The sequence below is a fragment of the Streptomyces sp. NPDC057638 genome, from assembly GCF_042800315.1.
Lineage (GTDB): Bacteria > Actinomycetota > Actinomycetes > Streptomycetales > Streptomycetaceae > Streptomyces.
The window spans coordinates 22,189-42,378 of the sequence record NZ_JBHVHF010000030.1 but is presented as its reverse complement, the minus strand read 5'-3'; the positions used below and the strand labels follow the sequence as shown (position 1 = coordinate 42,378).

Genomic DNA, 20,190 nt, shown 5'->3' with positions numbered 1-20,190 from the left:
CCGCCCGCACCATCCGTGCGGGCGGCCCGTTTCCGTACTATTTCGCCGATTTCCGTACCGTACGCATCAACCTTTCGTACCGTACGGGGACGAACCTCTCGTACCGCGTACGGTCTCTCGCGTCGTACGGGACGAAGGGCGGAACCGGGTCTCTACTCCTCGCCCGCGAGCTTCAGCACCCGCAGCTTCTGGCCCGCGTACCACGTCGCGAGGGCGGTGACGCCGACCAGCAGCACGATGGCCAGCGGAAGGCCGACGTCCGAGCCGATCAGGCCCTCGCCCGCGATCCGCTCCGCGAGGGAGAGGGACCACTGCTGGATGCTCAGCATCCGGGCACCCTCGACCAGGGTGCCGAAGAGGGCCTCCCAGACCAGGGCGTAGATCAGACCGATGACCACGGCGTTACGGCTGACGGTGCCCAGCAGCAGGAAGACGGCGCTGTAGGCGATCGAGGCGACCAGCGCCGCGACGGTGTAGGCGACCGCTATCTGCTGGCCATTGCCGTTGAGGACGAATCCGGCGACCAGGGTGGGGATGGCCGAGAAGGCCATGGTGACCGCGATGGCCACGATCAGCTTGGTGAAGATGATCGTCGGCCGGGAGACCGGCTTGGCGAGCAGATAGACGATGGAGCCGTCGTCTATCTCGGGGCCGATCGCGCCGGTGCCCGCGATCACCCCGATCAGCGGAACCATCGTGGCGAGCGCGAAGCCGCCGAGGACGGAGTTAGTGACCTGGTCGTCCACGCCGTTGAACGCCCGTACGGCGATGGAGATCGCCAGCAGCAGCGCGGGCAGGACGAAGAGGATCGCGGCCCGGCGCCGACCGAGCACGGCCCGGTAGGTGAGCCGGGCGACAGTGGGGTTGTACATCGACGTCACGCCTCCTTTCAGGCCGATACGAGGTAAGAGAAGACCGATTCGAGGGATTCGTCCGAGGGCGAGACCGTCAGCAACCGGATGGAGTTGTTCTGGGCGACGCGCGGCAACAGCTCCGTGAACCGGCCGAAGTCGACCGCCTGCACCTTCAGCGCCCCCTCCGCGAGATCCACCTCGATGCCCGCCGTCGACGGGTCGGCGATCAGCGCGGCGGCGAGCGCCCGGTCGTCGCTGGAGCGTACGAGATAGCGGTGCGGCCGGTCCGTCATCAGCCGCCGGATCCGGCGGAAGTCACCCGACGCGGCATGCCGCCCGGCGACGATGACCTCGATATGCGCGGCGAGCTGCTCGACCTCCTCCAGGATGTGGGAGGAGAACAGGACCGTGCGGCCCTCGGCGCCCATCCGCCGCAGCAGATCCATGAGCTGCATACGCTGGCGCGGGTCCATGCCGTTGAACGGCTCGTCCAGCAGCAGCACGGACGGCTCGTGGACCAGCGCCGAGGCCATCTTGACCCGCTGGCGCATGCCCTTGCTGTACGTACCGATCTTGCGGTCCTGCGCGTACTCCATCTCCACGGTGGCGAGCGCGCGCCGCGCCTCCTGGTCACCGAGGCCGTGCAGCTCGGCGTTGGCGACGACGAACTCGCGCCCGGTGAGGAAGTCGTACATCGCCTCGCGCTCGGGGACGACGCCGATCTCCTTGTAGACGGACTCATTGCGCCAGATCGGCGCTCCGTCAAGGGTGACGGTGCCGGTCGAGGGGGCGAGGAAGCCGCCCATCATATTGATGAGGGTGGACTTCCCGGCGCCATTGGGGCCGAGGAGTCCGGTGACGCCCGGGCCGATGTTCATCGTCACGTCGTTGACGGCGACGACGTTGCCGAACCACCGCGAGGTGTGGTCGATGGAGATCGTGGTCACAGCCCGACCTTTCGGTAGCGGCGCATCAGAGCGGCGTACGAACCGGCGATCAGCGCGAGAACGACCAGGAGGTAGACCACGCCCACGGAGGTGCTCGGGCCGGCCTCGCCCGGGAAGTTGGAGGTGGCACCGAGGAAGGCGACCTGGACGCCGTCGATGAGCGTGGCGGGCGAGAAGAGGCCGAACCACTGGACCACGCCGGACGAACCCGTCTCCCAGGCGATGGCCTGGACGGTGGAGACGGCACCATAGGTGATGGTCAGCGTGGCGATGACGGCGGCGACACCGAACCCGCGGCGCGGGGTGAGCGCGGCCATCACCAGACCGAGCCCGCCATAGAGCAGCGAGAGCAGCGTGACCGAGACGAGCCCCTGGGCGAAGTCCTCCGTCTGGGTGGCGAAGTCCAGCTTGGCCAGCAGCGCGCCCAGATAGAGGATCACCAGCGGCACGGCGGTGAGCACGAAGAGCGCGGACGCCATCGCGCCGTACTTGGCGAGCACGTAGTCGACACGCTCGACGGGACGCGAGAAGTACAGGGGGACCGTCTTGAAGCGCAGGTCCCTGGAGACGGACTGCGGCGCCTGCGACGCCAGATAGAGCCCGATGATCCCCTGCATGACGACCGCGTAGTTGGTGTACTCCAAGGGGAGCTTGTTCGCCTTGGTGGCGACCGCGACCGCGACCATGATCGCCGCGGGGACGCACATCACCGCGAACAGGATCATCGGCAGCACCTTGGACTTGGCCGAGCGGCCGAGACCGTACGCGCCGCGCAGTGACTGCGAGAAGAGCGAGCGGCGCGCGTAGGCGCGGCCGAGGCGGGCGCCGTCGTAATTGCGGTAGCCGATGTTGTGGATACGGGTGGTCTCGGGGGCGGCCCCCGGGGTGTGGCTGCTCATGTGGTGCGCGCCCCCCTCGCGTCGTCCGCGGCCGGGGCCGCGCTGTCCTGGGCCGGGCCGGTGGCGCCCTGGGCGGTCGCCGTCGCCGTCGGCTGGAAGACCTCGGCTATGTGGTGACGGCGCTGTTCCATCCGTACGAGACCGAGGCCGAGTCCCACGACCGCGTCGCGGACCACGTCGTACGTCTGCTCACCGGCGGCTTCCACCAGCAGGATGCGGCCCGCTCCCGGAAGCCCCTCCTCCAGGCGGTCGTGGAGGGTGAGTCCGGCGCCGGTCAGCCGCTCGCGGAGCGCGGCGGTGCCGTCCGGATGCTCGTCGGAGTCGGTGACCTCGACCGCGAGGGTCGCCGTGGTCTGGGTGAAGTCGCTGGTGGAGGAGGAGCGCAGCAGCGAGCCGCCGTCGATGACGACGACATGGTCGCAGGTGCGCTCCAGCTCGCCGAGGAGATGGGAGGTCACCAGCACCGAGATGCCGAAGTCGGTGTAGACCCGGCGGATCAGCCCGAGCATGTCATCCCGGCCGACGGGGTCGAGACCGTTGGTCGGCTCGTCGAGGAAGACCAGCTTGGGGTCGTGGACCAGTGCCTGGGCGAGCTTCACCCGCTGCTTCATACCGGTCGAGTAGCCGCCGATGGGGCGGTAGCGCTCCTCGTACAGACCGACATGGCGCAGGGTGTCGGCGGTCCGCTCACGGGCGGCGGTCGGGGGCAGCCCCGACATCCGCGCCATATGGACCACGAACTCGGTCGCCGAGACGTCCGGCGGCAGACAGTCGTGCTCGGGCATGTACCCCACCCGCTCGCGGATCTGGCCGCCCTGGGTGGCGACATCGAGACCGAGCACGGCGGCCCGGCCCTCCGTGGCGGGGGAGAGCCCCAGGAGGATCTTGATCAAGGTGGACTTGCCGGCTCCATTGGCACCCACCAGTCCGGTCACACCCGGTCCGATGTCCAAGGAGAGCCGGTCAAGAGCGGTCACCCGCGGGAACCGCATGCTCAGGCTTTCGGTCACGATCACAGTCACCCCTCGACCGTAGGGGCCCGGGCCACACCGGTCGTCAGACCGTGTGGGGGGATCGGTGTCCGACTCCAGGAGTACGGACCCGTAGGGGAGCCCTACCGCAGGAGACCGAGCGCGGCCGCGGGAACCGACGAAAGACGAGGAGACGGGGGGTGAGGTCGTGCCGGACGCGTGGGGACCCTCTCGGGGTACGGGGCGGATACGGAACCGGAGGCGACGGGTCCGAGGACGGCGGTGACGGGGACGGCGGTTCTGGTGAGGGGGACACAGACGGAGATGGGGATGGGAGTGGGGATGGGGATGGGGGCGGCAGATGCGCGGACGGCAGTTCCGGGCGCGGCAGTTCCGGGGCTGCGGTTCCGGGAACTGCGGTTCGGCGCTTGAGGACGGACCGCAGACAAAAACTACCCAGAACTGGGTGAAGCGGGTGTTCGGCGCACAGGAAGAACGACCGTCCGCAGACCCAACGGCGGTTATCCACAGGCCGATCCGGGCCCCTTGACGTCGCCGCCGACCATTGTCACATTCGTCACTGTCACGGTGCGCACACGCGCCGTACCGGACGGAGACGGGAGGGGGGCTCGGGATGTGCACGGCGGTGAGGGGCGCCCGGGCGCTCGGAGGAGGGGCGCGGGACGCGGTGCGAGGGGTGCGGGACGGCTGGTCGCCGCTGTGGAGCGGGCAGCGGTCCGCCGGCCACCCTCCGCCAGGCCCGCGTCTGGAGGTGCCCCCATCGCGCGGGCTCTGGGCGGTCGGGCTCCATCTCGGTGTCCGGACGACGGGCGCGACGGGCGAGGAACTCCTCGGGGTCACCGACTCCCGGGACCCACGCGAGAGCGCGATCTGGCGGGATGACGATCTGCCGCAGGCGCGGCCGACAGCGAGGGAGCAGACGTGATTTCTTCCGGTTCTCCTGACGGGACCGCCCACGGGCCCGTCCATCAGCCCGTCTCCGGTCCCCTCACCGGGGCCCGGGAGCGCTGGGTGCGGACGGGCGGGGTCGAGCTGTGCGTCGCCGAACGAGGGGACAGCGACCAGCCGACGGTCATCCTCATCCACGGCTATCCGGACAGCAAGGAGGTCTGGTCGGAGGTGGCGGAGCGGCTGGCCGACCGCTTCCATGTGGTGATCTACGACGTGCGGGGCCACGGCCGCTCCACCGCGCCCCGACCGCTGCGGGGCGGGTTCACCCTGGAGAAGCTGACCGACGACTTCCTGGCGGTGGCGGACGCGGTGAGTCCGGACCGGCCGGTCCATCTGGTCGGCCATGACTGGGGGTCGGCCCAGGCGTGGGAGTTCGTCACCGTCCAACGGACCGAGGGGAGGATCGCCTCCTTCACCTCCATGTCGGGCCCCTCCCTCGACCACATGGGTCACTGGATCAAGGAGCGGATGCACCGGCCGACACCCCGGCGGGTCGGCCAGGTGCTCGGCCAGGGGGCCCGCTCCTGGTACGTCTATCTGCTCCACGCCCCCGCCCTGCCGGAGCTGGTCTGGCGCGGACCGCTGGCCGGACGGTGGCCGAAGACCCTGGCCCTGCTGGAGCGTGTCCCGGCCGGTGAGTACCCCACCCCGTCCTTGCCCAGCGACGGTGCCCAGGGGGCCTGGCTCTACCGGGACAACATCCGCTCCCGGCTGCGGCGCCCCCGTACCGACGCGTACGCGCACGTACCGGTGCAGCTGATCACCCCGACCCATGACGCCTATCTCTCCGAGCGGCTCTATGACGATCTGGCGCGGTGGGTGCCCCGGCTGACCCGCCGTACGCTCCAGGCCCGGCACTGGGTCCCCCGCACCCGGCCCGACCAGGTGTCGGCCTGGATAGCGGAGTTCGTCCTGGCGCAGGAGGGCGCCCCCGCCGGGACCGGAGCGGCGCTGGAGACCACGGCGGCGGCACCGTACGCCGAGCGGTTCGGCGGACAGCTCGTGCTGGTCACGGGGGCGGCGAGCGGCATCGGCCGGGCGACGGCGTTCGCGTTCGCCGAGGCGCGGGCGAGGATCGTCGCGGTGGACCGGGACGCGGTGGGCGTGGCGCGGACGGCGGAGATGGCGCGGCTCGCCGGGGCGCCCGAGGCCTGGCCCGAGGTGGCCGACGTCGGTGACGCGGCCGCGATGGAGAAGCTGGCCGCGAAGGTCGCCGCCGAGTACGGGGTGGTGGACGTGCTGGTCAACAACGCCGGGATCGGGATCACCGGGCCGTTCTTCGCCACCACCACCGACGAGTGGAAGAAGGTGCTCGACAGCAATCTGTGGGGCGTGGTGCACGGCTGCCGCCTCTTCGGCGCGCAGATGTCCCGGCGCGGGCAGGGCGGCCATATCGTCAATGTCTCCTCGGCCGCGGCCTTCCACCCGCTGAAGTCACTGCCCGCCTACAGCGCGACCAAGGCGGCGGTGCTGTCGCTGAGCGAGGGACTGCGGGCGGAGCTGGCAGGCGAGGGCATCGGGGTCAGCACGATATGTCCGGGCCTGATCAACACGAACATCATCAGGACCAGCAGGTTCGCCGGGGCCGGGCCGGAGGAGGAGGCCCGCCGCCAGGAGCGGGCGGCGCGGATCTACGCACGGCGCAACTTCCCGCCGGAGAAGGTCGCGGAGGCCATCCTCCGGGCGGTGCTGCGGAACCAGGGGATCGTCCCGGTGGCGCCGGAGGCCCGGCTGATGATGCTGGTCTCCCGGCACACCCCCCGGCTGATGCGGGCGCTGGCCCGGCTGGAACGACCGCTGTGAGCACCAGCGCCGCCGAGTACCGGATCGAGGGCCTGGCCCAGCACAGCGGGACCACGGTACGGACCATCCGCGCCTACCAGGACCGTGGGCTGCTGCCGAAGCCGGAGCGGCGCGGCCGGTCCAATGTCTATGGCGCGGCCCACCTCACCCGGCTGCGCCAGATCGCGGATCTGCTCGACCGGGGCTACACCCTGGCCTCCATCAAGGAGCTGTTGGAGGCATGGGACACCGGGCGGGGCCTGGGCGGGGTGCTGGGGCTCGTCGCCGAGGTGCACGGGCCGTGGACGGACGAGCGGACGGCCCGGATCACCCGGGCGGAGCTGTGGGAGCGCTTCGGCGGCACCCCGGGTGAGGACGGGCTCCCGGCGCGGGAGCGGCCCCCGGCGAACGCTACGGCCCCAGCGGAGGCCACGACCGCGCCGGAGGCCACGACCCCGGCGGATGCCGCTGCTCCGGGCACTGCCGTCCCGAGCACCGCCGCCCCGGGCCGGAACGGGCTCCCGACAGCGGGCGGATCCTCCGCGCGGGACGGGCATCCGGCGACCGACGGGCTCCCGGCGCCCGAGCGGCCCCCGGATACGCGGCCCCCGGCGGACACGCGGCCCCCGGACACGCGGCTTTCGGCGGAGGACGCCGTCGCGGAGGCGGTGGCGCTGGGGGTGCTGGAGCCGGTACCGGGGCGCGATGACGAGTTTCTGGTGCCCAGCCCGCAGGAGCTGTCCGTGGCGGTCGAGTTGCACGCGGCCGGGGTGCCGATGACGGCGATCACCGGTCATCTGCGGGAACTGCGCGGCCAGGTCGAGCACATAGCGACACGTTTTCTGGAGTTCACCACCGAGCATGTCTTCGCCCGCTATCTGGGACACCCCTCGCGCAGCGACACCGACGCGACGGAGGCCGCGGCCCTGGTGCGCCGGCTGCGCCCGCTCGCCCAGCGGTCCGTCGACGCCGAACTGGCCCGTGCGATGCGCGCCTTCGCCACCCGCCAGCTCCACCACCACCTCACGGCGGACGGACCGCCCCCCGTCGGCGAGGCACCGCGCCCGGTCCCGCTTCCGGCCGAGACCGTGCGCGCGGTCCAGCGGCTGGTGGGTGAGGCGAACGCGGCCGCGTTCATCACGGCCGCGACCGAACGGGAGGTGTGCGCCCGGACCTTGGACGCCCTGTCCACAGCAGGTCAACCACCGACGGAAGTAACCCAAAGGGGATGAGCCACACACCGGTTGTCCACAGACTCACGGAGAATCCTGTGGATAACCGGAGTTGGTTGTGGATCAAACCTTCTGGAGCGGAGATTTCCCGTGAGCTTCGCGGAGCGCCGAGCGCCTGGTTCCACCCGGCCGGAGGGGGGAACCAGGGCCCGATGCACCGGACCGGGCGCCGCCCGGGATCATCCCGGAACCACCACCCGGGGCCACCCGCCCACCCCTCACGTCCGCAGCTGCGCCAGGGCCTCGGTGGCGATCCGCTCGAAGACCACCGGATCGGCCGCGAACGGCGAGTCGGGGATGGGCGCGTGGATGACGATCTCCGTGAAGCCGAGGGCGAAGTGGTGTCCGGCGAAGTCCACGAAGGCGTCCAGCGACTCCAGCGGAGCACCTCGGTCCGGGGTGAACCCGGTGAGCAGCACCCGGTCCATCTCCTCCGGATCCCGCCCGCTGTCGGCGCACACCTTGGCGAGTCGGCCGAGCTGGCCCCGCAGGGCCTCACGGGACTCCTCGGGAGTGCCCGTCTCGAAGATCGCCGGGTCTCCGGTGGTCACCCACGCCTGACCGTGCTCGGCCGCGAGCCGCATCCCGCGCGGCCCGGTCGCGGCCACCGCGAAGGGCAGCCGGGGCCGCTGCACACAGCCGGGCACCGAGCGCGCCTCCACCGCCGAGTAGTGCGTGCCCGAGACGGTCACCGCCCGCTCGGTCAGCAGCCGGTCCAGCAAGGGGACGAACTCCGCGAACCGGTCGGCCCGCTCCTTGGGCGTCCAGGCCGTCTGCCCCAGCGCCGTGGCGTCGAACCCGCCCCCGCCCGCCCCGATGCCGAGAGTGAACCGCCCACCGGAGATGTCGTCCAGGGACATCAGCTCCTTGGCGAGTGTGACCGGATGCCGGAAGTTGGGGGACGTCACAAGGGTTCCCAAGCGCATACGGTGCGTCACCGACGCCGCGGCCGTGAGCGTGGGTATCGCGCCGAACCATGGCCCGTCCCGGAACGACCGCCAGGTCAGATGGTCGTAGGTGTACGCGGTGTGAAATCCGAGCTCTTCGGCCCGCCGCCAGATCTTCTGCCCTTCGGCCCACCGGTGGATGGGGAGGATCACCGTACTCAGACGCATGAGCCCGACGATACGCGGGCTTGCCGCCGCCATGGATATGCCGACGGCACAGAGCGGGGAGACCACGCCGACGCCGATGGGGGCACTACCGTGGCGCGGCGATATCGCGCCGCAGCACGTCATGGCGGTACGAGAACGCGCTCCGTCCCGCCGCCTCCGCCATCGGCGACCGCATCAGCGGGCTCGCGGCCACAGCTCACGCTGAGCACGGCGACGTCACCGTCGTCACGAGCGACATGGACGATCTACGCCGACTGTGCCACCCCCGCATCGCCGTCGAGCCGATCTGAGCACCCGCGTCGACCCTTGCTCCCTCCATACGGCGCTTCCGTAGCTCAGCGCGCATCAGGGAGGAAGGCGTGACCTCCTGCCTCCGCCCCGACCAGCCCGCTCCCCAGCCCCACCCGCTCCCCGGTCCGTACCGCACTCCCATACGAACCCCGTACGCGAGAATGGGCGCGTGACCTCAGCTCAGGATCTTCAGCGGCTTCCTTCCGTCCCCCGGCTGATCGCCACCGATCTGGACGGCACGCTGCTGCGTGATGACAAGTCCGTCTCCGAGCGGACGGTCGCCGCGCTCGCGGCGGCCGAGGCGGCCGGGATCGAGGTTTTCTTCGTCACCGGACGCCCGGCGCGCTGGATGGAGGTCGTCAGTGACCATGTGCACGGCCATGGGCTGGCGATCTGCGCCAACGGCGCCGCCGTGGTGGATCTACGGGACGGCATACGGCTGCTGAGAGCACGGCCGCTGGCACGCGAGGACGCGCTGGAGGTGGTGCGGCGGCTGCGGGAGGCGGTGCCCGGGATCACCTTCGGGGTGGAGACCACCACCGGCTTCCACCATGAGCCCACCTATCCGCCGCCGTTCTCCTTCGACCCGGGCGCGACCGTCGCGGTCGCCGAGAAGCTGCTGGCCCCGGCGACGCCGGGGGAGTCCGCCGTGCCCGTGCTCAAGATCCTCGCCCACCATGACGCGCTGGACCCGGACGCCTTCCTCGCCCGGGCACGGGCGGCGGCGGGCTCGATCGCCTCCCTCACCCGCTCCAGCCCCACCGCCCTGCTGGAGATCAGCGCCGCCGGCGTCAGCAAGGCCAGCACCCTGGAGCTGTGCTGCGCCGAGCGCGGGATAGCGGCGGCCGAGGTCGTGGCCTTCGGCGATATGCCCAACGACGTGGAGATGCTGTCCTGGGCGGGAACGTCGTACGCGATGGGCAACGCCCATCCCGAGGTGATCGCCGCCGCCTCCGGCCGTACCGTCGCCAACAACGAGGACGGCGTCGCGGTCGTCATCGAACGTATCCTGCGCCGTCTCTGACCCCCGCGCCTTCTCCGCCCTCATCCGGAACCCGCTCCTCGACCCCGTACGAAGAGCCGCTCCTCGACCCCGTACGAAAACCCTCGCCTCGACCTCGTACGGAGTGCCGATTCCCGACTCCGTACGAAGAGCCGCTCCGCCGCCCCGTACGGACTCCCGCTCCGCCGCCCCGACGAAGACGCCGCTAGAGGGGTGCCTCCCAGCGCAGGGCCGTGCCGCCGCCGCCCGCTCCGAGCCCGGGCCCGGAGCCGCTCGATCCGCCGAGGGATTCCGCCCGGCGGGCGAGATTGCGCAGCCCGCTGCGCCGCCCTCCGGCCGCGATGCCCACCCCGTCGTCGGCGACGGACAGCCGCACCCCGGCCCGTCCGTCCGGCAGGGTGGCCGTGGCGTCCACGACGACCTCGATCCGGTGGGCCCGCGCGTGCCGGAAGGCATTGGACAGGGCCTCGCGCAGCGCCGCGATGAGGTTCTTCCCGGTCAGTTCGGAGACCAGGGTGTCCACCGGCCCGACGAAGCGGTGCTCCGGGGTGAACCCCAGCGGCACGGCGGCCATATGGATCTCCCTCAGCACCCGCGCCCGGAGCCCCGACGGCGCCTCGGCGGGGCCCTGCTGAAGGGCGAAGATCGCGGTCCGGATCTCCTGGATGGTCACATCGAGTTCGTCGACGGCCTTGCCGACCCCGTCCTGTACGGCGGGCACCCGGGAGCGGCGCTGGGCGCCCTCCAGCATCATGCCGGTGGCGAACAGCCGCTGGATGACCAGGTCATGGAGATCACGGGCGATACGGTCACGGTCCTCGTAGACCGCGAGCCGCTCCCGGTCCCGCTGCGCCTCCGCCATGATCAGCGCGAGCGCGGCCTGGGAGGCGAACTGGGTCGCGAGCGTCCGTTCCGCCTCGGTGAAGGGGCGCCGCCCCCGCGCCCTGGGCATCGCCAGCGCGCCCAGCACCCGGCCGCCGCTCTGGAGCGGCAGGGTCATGGTCGGCCCGTACCGTTCCGCCAGCGTGGTGACGATACGGGGATCGCTGGCGGCGTCGGTCAGGAAGACCGGCCGCCCGGCGAGCAGCTCGGCGACGATCTCGCTCTCCGGCGGGACCACCACCCCGAGCGGGATCCCTGGCTCGCCTCCCGCCGGGCTCCCGGGCTCCGGGCCGACCGGATTCCCCGGCTGACCGGCCGGACTCCCGGGCTCCTGACCGGCCAGGACCCCGGACTCCTGGTCAGCCGACACACCGCGCCCCGGGCTCCCCGGCTCCCGCAAGGCCACGGCGACGACCTCCAGACCACCCCCGTCGGCGGGGAGCATCACGATCCCGGCCGCCGCGTCGGCGAGCCTGCGCGCCTGTTCCGCGACGACGGCCAGGGCGTCATCGGCGTCCCGCCCGGAGAGGAGGGCCGTGGTCACGGCGACCGAGCCGTCGATCCACCGCTCCCGCTGGCGCGCGGCCTCGTAGAGCCGGGCGTTGCCGATGGCGATACCGGCCTCGGTGGCGAGGACCCGGACCATATGGAGGTCGTCGTCGTTGAACGCGCCGCCGCCGTGCTTCTCCGCGAGATAGAGGTTGCCGAAGATCTCGCCCTGGACCCGGATCGGTACCCCGAGGAAGCTCCGCATCGGCGGATGGCCGGGAGGAAAGCCCGCGAAGCGGGGATCGGAGGTCAGATCGGCCAGCCGTACCGGTACGGGGTCGTGGATCAGCGCCCCGAGCAGCCCCCGCTGCCCGTCGGGACGGCGTCCGATCCGCCGCGCGACCCGCTCGTCCACCCCATGGGTGACGAAGTCGGAAAGCCCCTGCCCCTCCTCGTCGACCACACCGATCGCGGCGTACCGCGCGTCGGCCAGCTCGGCCGCCGTCTCACAGATGCGGTCGAGCGTGGAGTGCAGCTCCAGCCCGGTCCCGACGGAGCGCATCGCCTCCAGCAGCTGGGGCACCCGCGCGGTCAGCTCGCTGGAGAGCCCCTGAAGACTTCGCGTGGCCCGCGTCGCGGCCTCCAGCGGATCCGTCCGCCACTCATTCGGTTCGGGCACACTCATGCCCTTGAGCCTATTAATTCCCTTTTCATGAGGAAAGCCATACGTACACCCCTCCGGCCCTTTCCCGGCCGGAGAGGTCCCGCCACCGCCCCCGGAGAACCCGTCCCTACCCGGCCGCCACGGCCGCGCCCGTCCGGTCCGCCATGCCTTCCGCCATCCGTTCCGCCGCCCGCTCCCGCTCACGCATCCGCCGCAGCGGCCCCTGCGACTCCACCAGTTCCCTGAACGGACCGCGCTGCACCACCCGGCCGCCCTCCAGGACGAGCACCTCGTCCACCGCCTCCAGTCCCTGGAGCCGGTGGGTGATCAGTACGGTCGCCGCGCCCCGCGCGGTCCGCCCCTCGCTCGCCGCCAGCAGATCCGCCGTCAGGGCGTCGGCCGTGGCGAGGTCGAGGTGCTCGGCCGGCTCGTCCAGCACCAGTACGGGGAAGTCCGCGAGCAGCGCCCGTGCCAGCGCCAGCCGCTGCCGCTGGCCGCCGGAGAGCTGGGCGCCGTGTTCCCCGACGAGGGTGTCGAGCCCGTCCGGCAGCGAGTCGGCCCACTCCAGCAGCCGGGCGCCGGCGAGCGCGGCCCGCAGCTGGTCCACGGTGGCGTCGGGGCGGGCGAGCCGGAGGTTCTCCCGCACGGTGCTGTCGAAGACATGGGCGTCCTGGGCACAGAGCCCGACCAGCCGCCGCACCGCGTCCCCGTCCAGCGTGTGCGCCGCGACCCCGCCGAGGGTGTAGTCGCCCTCCTGGGGATCCAGGAAGCGCACCAGCGTCTGCGCGAGGGTGGTCTTACCGGAGCCGGAGGTCCCGACGACGGCGATCCTGCGGCCCGGGGTGAGGGTGAGGTCGACCCCGGTGAGCGCGTCGTGCCCGGCGCCGGGCCAGCGGGCCCGCAGCCCCCGCAGCCGAAGGGGGAACGCCGTCGCGGGCGCCGCCCCCGGCTCTTCCGGGTCCGGTACGGGGTCGGGCGCGTCCAGCACCTCGTACACCCGCTCGGCGCTGCGGCGCACCCGCTGCCGGTAGCGCACCGCGAGCGGCAGCCCGGTCACGGCCTCGAACGCGGCGAGCGGGGTGAGCACCACCAGGGCCAGCGCGACACCGTCGAGTCGGCCATCCCGTACCGCCTGCACTCCGGCCAGCGCGGAGAGGACGACCGTCAGCCCACAGGCGAGGGTGGCGAGTCCGCCGCCGAGCGCGGTGGAGGCGGCGCCCCGCGCGGCGATGCGGGTGAGCGCGCGATCGGCCTCGCGGGCACCGGCGAGCCGGTCCGCGAGGGCTCCGGCGACGGTGAGTTCGGCGGTGCCACGCAGCAGATCGACCAGCCGGGTGGCGAGCACGCCCCGGGCGGGGGCGAGCTGACGCTCGGCCCGCCGGGTCATGGCGCCGCTGATCAGCGGCACACCCACCCCGGCGACCAGCAGCCCGGCCGCGAGCACCGCCCCGGCCTCGGGCAGCATCCAGGCGGTGAATCCGACCGACGCCACGCTGACGGTCAGCGCCACCCCGGCGGGCAGCAGCCAGCGCAGCCAGTAGTCCTGGAGCGCGTCGACATCGCTGACCAGCCGGGAGAGCAGATCGCCGCGTCGGCTGCGGCCCAGTCCGGCCGGGGCGATCCGCTCCAGCCGCCGGTAGACCGCCACCCGCAGTTCGGCGAGCATCCGCAGCACGGCGTCATGGGAGACCAGCCGCTCGGCGTAGCGGAAGACGGCCCGGCCGATCCCGAAGGCGCGGGTCGCGGTGACGGCCATCATCAGATAGAGCACGGGCGGCTGTTCGGAGGCGCGGGAGATCAGATAGCCGGAGACGGCCATCAGTCCGACCGCCGAGGCCATCGCGAGCGAGCCGAGCAGCAGCGCCAGCCAGAACCGGCCGCGCTGTCCCCCGGCCGCCGCCCGCACCCGGGTGAGCGCGGGAACCCGCCGGTCCCCGGTGGCGGTGAGCCGGTACTCCCCGGCCGCCCCGTGCTCCGCGAGATGGAACTCCTCGTCGGGCATGGTCCCGTCGTACCGCCCCGCCGCCGTGGGCTCCTGCGGAGGTACGGAGTCGATGCCCGGCGCCCCGGCCAGGGCATCCGCTGCCGAGGGCTCCAGCCGGACCACCCGGTCCGCGACGGCCAGCAGGGCCGGGCGGTGGACGACCAGCAGCACGGTCCGGCCGACCGCCAGCCTCCGTACCGCCTCGACCACGCCCTCCTCGGTCTCCCCGTCCAGCGCGGCCGTCGGCTCGTCCAGCAGCAGCACCGGCCGCTCGGCCAGGAAGGCCCGCGCCAGCGCCAGTCGCTGGCGCTGCCCGGCGGAGAGCCCGGCGCCGTCCTCGCCGAGCGGGGTCTCGACGCCCTGCGGCAGCGCGCTGACGAAGCCCTCGGCCCCCGCCTCCCGCAGCGCCGCCCACAGGGCCTGGTCATCGGCGTCGGGCCGGGCCAGCCGTACGTTCTCGGCGATCGTGCCCGCGAAGAGATGGGGACGCTGGGGCACCCAGGCGATCCGCTCCCGCCAGCGGGCCGGATCCAGCTCGGCCAGATCGACGCCACCGATCCGTACCCGGCCCTCGCCCGGCGCGGTGAAGCCCAGCACCACATCCAGCAGCGTTGACTTTCCGGCCCCGCTGGGCCCGACCAGGGCCACCGTCTCGCCCTCCGCCACCGTGAGCGAGGCGTGGGCGAGCGCGGGTTCGGCCCGTCCGGGGTAGCGGACGGTGACCCCGTCCAGCTCCAGTCCGAGCGCCGGGCCCGGCTCCTTCGTACCGCCAGGCACCGGGGAGCGCTCCAACACGGTGAAGATCTCCTCGGCGGCGGCCAGTCCCTCGGCCGCCGCGTGGTACTGCGTGCCCACCATCCGCAGCGGGAGATACGCCTCGGGCGCCAGGACCAGGATCACCAGTCCGGTGTAGAGGTCCATGTCGCCATGGACCAGCCGCATGCCGATGGTGACGGCGACCAGCGCGACCGAGAGCGTCGAGAGCAGTTCCAGGGCGAAGGAGGAGATGAAGGCGATCCGCAGGGTGCGCATGGTCGCGCGGCGGTACTCGGCGGTGATCGTACGGATCGACTCGGCCTGCGCCTTGGCGCGGCCGAAGATCTTGAGGGTCGGCAGACCCGCGACCACATCGAGGAAGTGGCCGGAGAGCCGGGAGAGCATCCGCCACTGGCGGTCCATCCGGCCCTGGGTGTACCAGCCGATCAGCACCATGAAGAGGGGGATCAGCGGCAGGGTGCCCACGATGATCGCGGCCGAGACCCAGTCCTCGGTGACGATCCGCGCCAGCACCGCGATCGGCACCACCACGGCGAGTCCGAGCTGGGGCAGATAGCGGGAGAAGTAGTCGTCCAGCGCGTCGATACCCCGGGTGGCGAGGGCGACCAGCGAGCCGGTGCGCTGACCGCTGAGCCATCCGGGGCCCAGCTCGGTGGCACGGGCGAGCAGCTTCTCCCTCAGCTCCGACTTCACCGCCGCGCTGGCACGGTGGGCGGCGAGTTCGGTGAGCCAGGAGACCACCGCCCTGCCGACGGCCACCGCCGCCAGCAGGGCCAGCGGGGTGACAAGATCGGCGGCGGCGAGCCCCTTCTCGAAGGCACCCACCACCACCTCGGCGATCAGTATCGCCTGGGCGACGACCAGCGCCGCCCCGAGCAGACCGAGGAGAACCACCGCCAGCAGAAAGCCACGGGTGGCGCGGGCGTACCGGAGCAGACGCGGGTCAATCGGTTTCACGTGAAACATCCCCCACTAGTGGGCGTCGGCGATGTGCTGGGTGCCGATCCGCTTGCGGAAGACCCAGTAGGTCCAGCCCTGGTAGAGCAGCACGACCGGGGTGGCGATGCCCGCGCACCACGTCATGATCTTCAGGGTGTACGGCGTGGACGAGGCGTTGGTGACCGTCAGGTTCCAGGCGTCATTGAGCGAGGACGGCATGACGTTCGGGAAGAGCGTCAGGAAGAGCATCGCGACGGCGGCCACGATCGTGACGCCGGAGAAGGCGAACGCCCAGCCCTCCCGCCCGGCCTGGTTGGCGCCGAGCGCGGCGACCAGCGAGACCACGGCGAGCACCATCGCCGCCAGGCTCCAGGAGTCCCCGCGCATGGCCTGGGTCCAGCTCAGAAAGCCCAGCGCCAGAACGGCGGTGACCAGGCCCAGTCGCAGCGCCAGCGCACGGGCCCGGGTGCGGATATCACCGACCGTCTTCAGGGCGACGAAGACCGAGCCATGGAAGGTGAAGAGAGTGAGCGTGACCAGTCCGCCCAGGATCGAATAGGCGTTGAGCAGATCGGCGACATTGCCGACGTACTCCATATCGCCGTCGATCTTCACTCCGCGCACGATGTTCCCGAACGCCACTCCCCAGAGGAAGGCGGGGAGCAGCGAGGTCCAGAAGATCGCGTTCTCCCAATTGCGCTGCCAGCTCTCCTCGGGCCGCTTATGGCGGTACTCGAAGGAGACACCGCGCACGATCAGACAGACCAGGATCAGCAGCAGCGGCAGATAGAAGCCGGAGAAGAGGGTGGCGTACCACTCGGGGAAGGCGGCGAACGTCGCACCGCCCGCCGAGAGCAGCCACACCTCGTTGCCGTCCCAGACGGGTCCGATGGTGTTGATCAGGACCCGTCGTTCCTTGCGGTCGCGGGCGAGCAGTTTGGTCAGGACGCCCACCCCGAAGTCAAAGCCCTCAAGGAAGAAGTAACCGGTCCACAGGACGGCGATCAGGATGAACCAGACGTCGTGGAGTTCCATGCCTCAGCAGCTCCTCAGCGGCTCTCAGTAGGAGAAGGCCATCGGCCGGTCGGGATCACGGTCGTCGCCGCCGATCTTGGTGGGCGGGTTGAGATCGGCCTCGGTCAGCTCCGGCGGGCCCGCCTTGGCGTACTTCACCATCAGCTTGAACTCGATCACCGCGAGGATGGCGTAGAGCGCGGTGAAGCCGATCATCGAGGTGAGCACCTCACCCTGGGAGACCCCGGGGGAGACGGCGTCCTTGGTACGCAGCACTCCATAGACCACCCAGGGCTGACGGCCCATCTCGGTGAAGATCCAGCCCCAGGAGGTGGCGATCAGCGGGAAGGTCATGGTCCACAGGGCGATCACCCAGTACCAGCGGGAGAAGCGCGCGCCGAGCGGCTTGCGGAAGAGCACCAGCCGCGGCACCTCGTCCTCACCGGTCCGCAGGGCCGGTGGCAGCAGGAACCTCTTCCTGGTCAGCCAGAGCCCGATCAGGCCGATGGTGAGGGAGGCCATACCGAAGCCGATCATCCAGCGGAAGCCCCAGTAGGCGACCGGGATGTTGGGGCGGTAGTCGCCGGGGCCGTACTTCTCCTGCTCGGCCTTGTTGACGTCGTTGATCCCGGGGACGTACGAGTCGAAGTCACCGTTGGCGAGGAAGGAGAGGACGCCCGGGATCTCTATGGCGACCTTGTTGTGGCCCTCGTCGACATCGCCATAGGCGAAGAGTGAGAAGGGCGCGGGCGCCTCGCCGTCCCACAGCGCCTCGGCGGCGGCCATCTTCATCGGCTGCTGCTTGAACATCACCTTGCCGAGGAGGTCACCGCTGACGGCGGTGAGCAGCCCGGAGACGATCACGGTGACCAGGCCCAGCCGCAGCGAGGTCCGCATCACGGGGATGTGCTTCTTGCGCGCCAGATGCCAGGCCGCGATGCCGACCATGAAGGCTCCGCCGACGAGGAAGGCGGCCGTGATGGTGTGGAAGAACTGGGTGACGGCGGTGTCCTGGGAGAGCACCCGCCAGAAGTCGGTGAGTTCGGCCCGGCCCCGCTCCTCGTTGATCCGGTAGCCGACCGGGTGCTGCATCCAGGAGTTGGCGGCCAGGATGAAGTACGCGGAGAGCACGGTGCCGATCGAGACCATCCAGATACAGGCCAGATGGATCTTGGGCGGCAGCTTGTCCCAGCCGAAGATCCACAGTCCGATGAAGGTGGACTCGAAGAAGAACGCGATCAGCGCTTCGAAGGCCAGGGGCGCCCCGAAGATGTCACCGACGAACCGGGAGTAATCCGACCAGTTCATACCGAACTGGAACTCCTGCACGATGCCGGTGACCACGCCCATGGCGATATTGATCAGGAAGAGCTTGCCCCAGAACTTCGTCGCCTTGAGGTACTTCTCCTTGCCCGTCCGCACCCACGCCGTCTGGAGCCCCGCCGTGAGAGCGGCGAGGGAGATCGTCAGCGGGACGAACAGGAAGTGGTAGACGGTGGTGATGCCGAACTGCCAGCGCGCCAACGTTTCCGGCGCCAGAGCCAAGTCCACGTCGTCTTCTCCTTACATCGACGAGGTCGAGCGGCAGTTTGCCTGATTAATCCCAGGAATCCTGGGACGAACAGGACACGCTTGTGAACGCGTTCACATTCACAAGCAATTATGGCGCATACGAAATCCGCACTGATGACCGGGGGGTACCTCTAGGGCGCCTCGCCATGTACCGGACAGACCGCCGCCCCGGACACCAGCGGCGTCCGGGGCGGCATCAGCACGGAAGGCAGCATTCCGGGTGCCGGGGGCAGAAGCGGTACGGCGGCGACGACAAGCCGTACGGCACCGGCGCGAGCCGTACGGAGGCGAGGCCGGACCACCCGGCGCGAGCGCGCCGTACGCAGACCCCGCGGCGCCAAAGAGAAAACGGGACCGGGCCACCCCAAGGCGGGGCGTCCCCCCGACCTCCACCCCGGCCCCCGACCCCAGGGCCCTACCCGGGCTCCGCGACCTCCGCCCAGACCCCAGGGCCCTACAGCGTCTTGAGAAACGCCTCCGCCGTGTGGAGAAGGAGATCATTGGCCTCTGCCTCACCGATGGTCACCCGGACCCCCTCCCCCGCGAACGGCCGCACCGTCACCCCAGCGGCCTCACAGGCCGCCGCGAAGTCGGCACTGCGCTCACCCAGCCGCAGCCAGACGAAGTTCGCCTGGGTCTCCGGCACGGTCCAGCCCTGGCGGACCAGGGCCTCGTACACCCGGGTCCGCTCACAGACCAGCGAGCCCACCCGCCCCAGCAGCTCATCCTCGGCCCGCAGCGAGGCCACGGCGGCGTCCTGCGCCAGCTGGCTCACCCCGAAGGGCACCGCGGTCTTGCGCAGCGCGGCGGCCACCCGGGGGTGCGCCACGGCGAAGCCGACCCGCAGCCCCGCCAGCCCGTACGCCTTGGAGAAGGTCCGCAGCACCGCCACGTTCGGCCGGTTCCGGTAGAGCTCGATCCCGTCCGGCACCTCGGGGTCACGGATGAACTCCCGGTACGCCTCGTCGAGCACCACCAGCACCTCCGACGGCACCCGGTCCAGGAACCGCTCCAGCTCGGCCCGGCGCACCACCGTGCCGGTCGGGTTGTTGGGGTTGCAGACGAAGATCAGCCGGGTCCGCTCGGTGATCGCCGCGGCCATCGCGTCCAGGTCATGGCCCTCACCGGCGGTGAGCGGCACCTCGACCGGTGTCGCCCCGCTGATCCTGGTGATGATCGGGTACGCCTCGAAGGAGCGCCAGGCGTAGATGACCTCGTCGCCCGGTCCCGCGGTGGCCTGCACCAGCTGCTGGGCGACGCCCACCGATCCCGTACCCGTCGCGAGATGGTCGAGCGGCACCCCGAACCGGTCGGAGAGTTCACCCATCAGGCCGGAGCAGGCCAGGTCCGGGTAGCGGTTGACGTTCTTCGCCGCGGCGCAGACGGTCTCCATCACCCCCGGCAGCGGGGGATAGGGGTTCTCGTTGGAGGAGAGCTTGTACGCGGCCGGTCCGTCGGCGGACGGCGGCCTGCCGGGCTTGTAGGCGGGGACACCGTCCAGCTCGGCGCGCAGCTTGGGGCTCGTCTCGCTCACCGCAGTCCTCCTCGACGTCCGCGCCACCGCGGACCCATCAGGTCCGGACCTCGGAGGTCCGGACCACCACGTCGGAATCAATGCTGCTCACCTTAAGAGGATTCGCCACCCTTGCGTATGGTCGGAACGGGAGAAAGAGGGGGCGCGCACCACCCTGGCGCACGCCGGTGGCTCACTCCGTGGCGCGCGTCCCCCGTAGAGGTGAGTGAGCCCTCGGTAAAACATCGGGCACTCGACAGGATGATGCGACCAGAGGCCCAATACTTCTG

At 71.2% G+C, this 20,190-nt stretch carries 14 protein-coding genes; 4 read left to right on the top strand and 10 right to left on the bottom strand.

Translation table 11 applies throughout. From position 1 onward, the window contains the following. Positions 1–152: 152 nt before the first annotated feature. The 4 genes from ACFVIM_RS07050 to ACFVIM_RS07035 are packed head-to-tail and all read right to left on the bottom strand — an operon-like array spanning position 153 to position 3,692. Positions 153–872: an ABC transporter permease gene (locus tag ACFVIM_RS07050; RefSeq protein WP_384299533.1), complete on the bottom strand. Its 720-nt coding sequence runs from the start codon at positions 870–872 to the stop codon at positions 153–155. A 17-nt stretch (positions 873–889) separates the two neighbouring features. Then, positions 890–1,801, bottom strand: coding sequence for an ABC transporter ATP-binding protein (locus ACFVIM_RS07045; protein ID WP_384299531.1), 912 nt, complete (start codon positions 1,799–1,801; stop codon positions 890–892). Beyond that, positions 1,798–2,700 carry an ABC transporter permease gene (locus ACFVIM_RS07040; protein WP_384299529.1) on the bottom strand — a complete coding sequence of 301 codons (903 nt, stop codon included), beginning with the start codon at positions 2,698–2,700 and terminating at the stop codon, positions 1,798–1,800. Before ACFVIM_RS07040 ends, ACFVIM_RS07045 begins: the two co-directional genes overlap by 4 nt. After that, the gene (locus ACFVIM_RS07035; RefSeq protein ID WP_384299546.1) at positions 2,697–3,692 is read right to left on the bottom strand and encodes an ABC transporter ATP-binding protein; all 996 of its coding nucleotides are present in this window, start codon (positions 3,690–3,692) and stop codon (positions 2,697–2,699) included. The genes ACFVIM_RS07040 and ACFVIM_RS07035 overlap by 4 nt, the downstream gene beginning before the upstream one ends. 751 nt (positions 3,693–4,443) lie before the next feature. Between ACFVIM_RS07035 and ACFVIM_RS07030 the strand changes: the two genes are divergently transcribed. The 3 genes from ACFVIM_RS07030 to ACFVIM_RS07020 all read left to right on the top strand — a co-directional run bounded on the left by ACFVIM_RS07030 (position 4,444) and on the right by ACFVIM_RS07020 (position 7,657). Continuing rightward, the gene (locus tag ACFVIM_RS07030) at positions 4,444–4,617 is read left to right on the top strand and encodes a hypothetical protein (protein WP_384299527.1); all 174 of its coding nucleotides are present in this window, start codon (positions 4,444–4,446) and stop codon (positions 4,615–4,617) included. Positions 4,618–4,703: 86 nt separating this feature from the next. After that, complete coding sequence (locus ACFVIM_RS07025; protein ID WP_384299543.1) at positions 4,704–6,446, top strand: SDR family oxidoreductase; 1,743 nt, start codon at positions 4,704–4,706, stop codon at positions 6,444–6,446. Next, positions 6,443–7,657, top strand: a complete 1,215-nt coding sequence (locus ACFVIM_RS07020; protein ID WP_384299525.1) for a MerR family transcriptional regulator — start codon at positions 6,443–6,445, stop codon at positions 7,655–7,657. The genes ACFVIM_RS07025 and ACFVIM_RS07020 overlap by 4 nt, the downstream gene beginning before the upstream one ends. 218 nt (positions 7,658–7,875) lie before the next feature. Here ACFVIM_RS07020 and ACFVIM_RS07015 read toward each other — a convergent pair whose 3' ends face one another. Then, on the bottom strand, positions 7,876–8,772 hold the full coding sequence (locus ACFVIM_RS07015) for an LLM class flavin-dependent oxidoreductase (RefSeq protein ID WP_384299523.1): 897 nt from the start codon (positions 8,770–8,772) through the stop codon (positions 7,876–7,878). 460 nt (positions 8,773–9,232) lie between these two features. Between ACFVIM_RS07015 and ACFVIM_RS07010 the strand changes: the two genes are divergently transcribed. Continuing rightward, complete coding sequence (locus tag ACFVIM_RS07010) at positions 9,233–10,087, top strand: Cof-type HAD-IIB family hydrolase (protein WP_384299520.1); 855 nt, start codon at positions 9,233–9,235, stop codon at positions 10,085–10,087. Between the two features lie 184 nt (positions 10,088–10,271). On the opposite strand, the gene ACFVIM_RS07005 is transcribed toward ACFVIM_RS07010, so the two are convergent. From ACFVIM_RS07005 to hisC, 5 genes are all read right to left on the bottom strand, one after another. Beyond that, the gene (locus tag ACFVIM_RS07005; protein ID WP_384299518.1) at positions 10,272–12,122 is read right to left on the bottom strand and encodes a GAF domain-containing sensor histidine kinase; all 1,851 of its coding nucleotides are present in this window, start codon (positions 12,120–12,122) and stop codon (positions 10,272–10,274) included. A gap of 106 nt (positions 12,123–12,228) precedes the next feature. Next, complete coding sequence (cydD, locus tag ACFVIM_RS07000; protein WP_384299516.1) at positions 12,229–15,819, bottom strand: thiol reductant ABC exporter subunit CydD; 3,591 nt, start codon at positions 15,817–15,819, stop codon at positions 12,229–12,231. Between the two features lie 15 nt (positions 15,820–15,834). Continuing rightward, the gene (cydB, locus tag ACFVIM_RS06995) at positions 15,835–16,836 is read right to left on the bottom strand and encodes a cytochrome d ubiquinol oxidase subunit II (RefSeq protein ID WP_384299513.1); all 1,002 of its coding nucleotides are present in this window, start codon (positions 16,834–16,836) and stop codon (positions 15,835–15,837) included. A 24-nt stretch (positions 16,837–16,860) separates the two neighbouring features. Then, positions 16,861–18,366 (bottom strand): cytochrome ubiquinol oxidase subunit I, encoded by a 1,506-nt coding sequence (locus ACFVIM_RS06990; protein ID WP_384299511.1) that lies wholly within the window; start codon positions 18,364–18,366, stop codon positions 16,861–16,863. A 475-nt stretch (positions 18,367–18,841) separates the two neighbouring features. After that, positions 18,842–19,921 carry a histidinol-phosphate transaminase gene (gene hisC, locus ACFVIM_RS06985; protein ID WP_384299508.1) on the bottom strand — a complete coding sequence of 360 codons (1,080 nt, stop codon included), beginning with the start codon at positions 19,919–19,921 and terminating at the stop codon, positions 18,842–18,844. Positions 19,922–20,190: the final 269 nt, after the last annotated feature.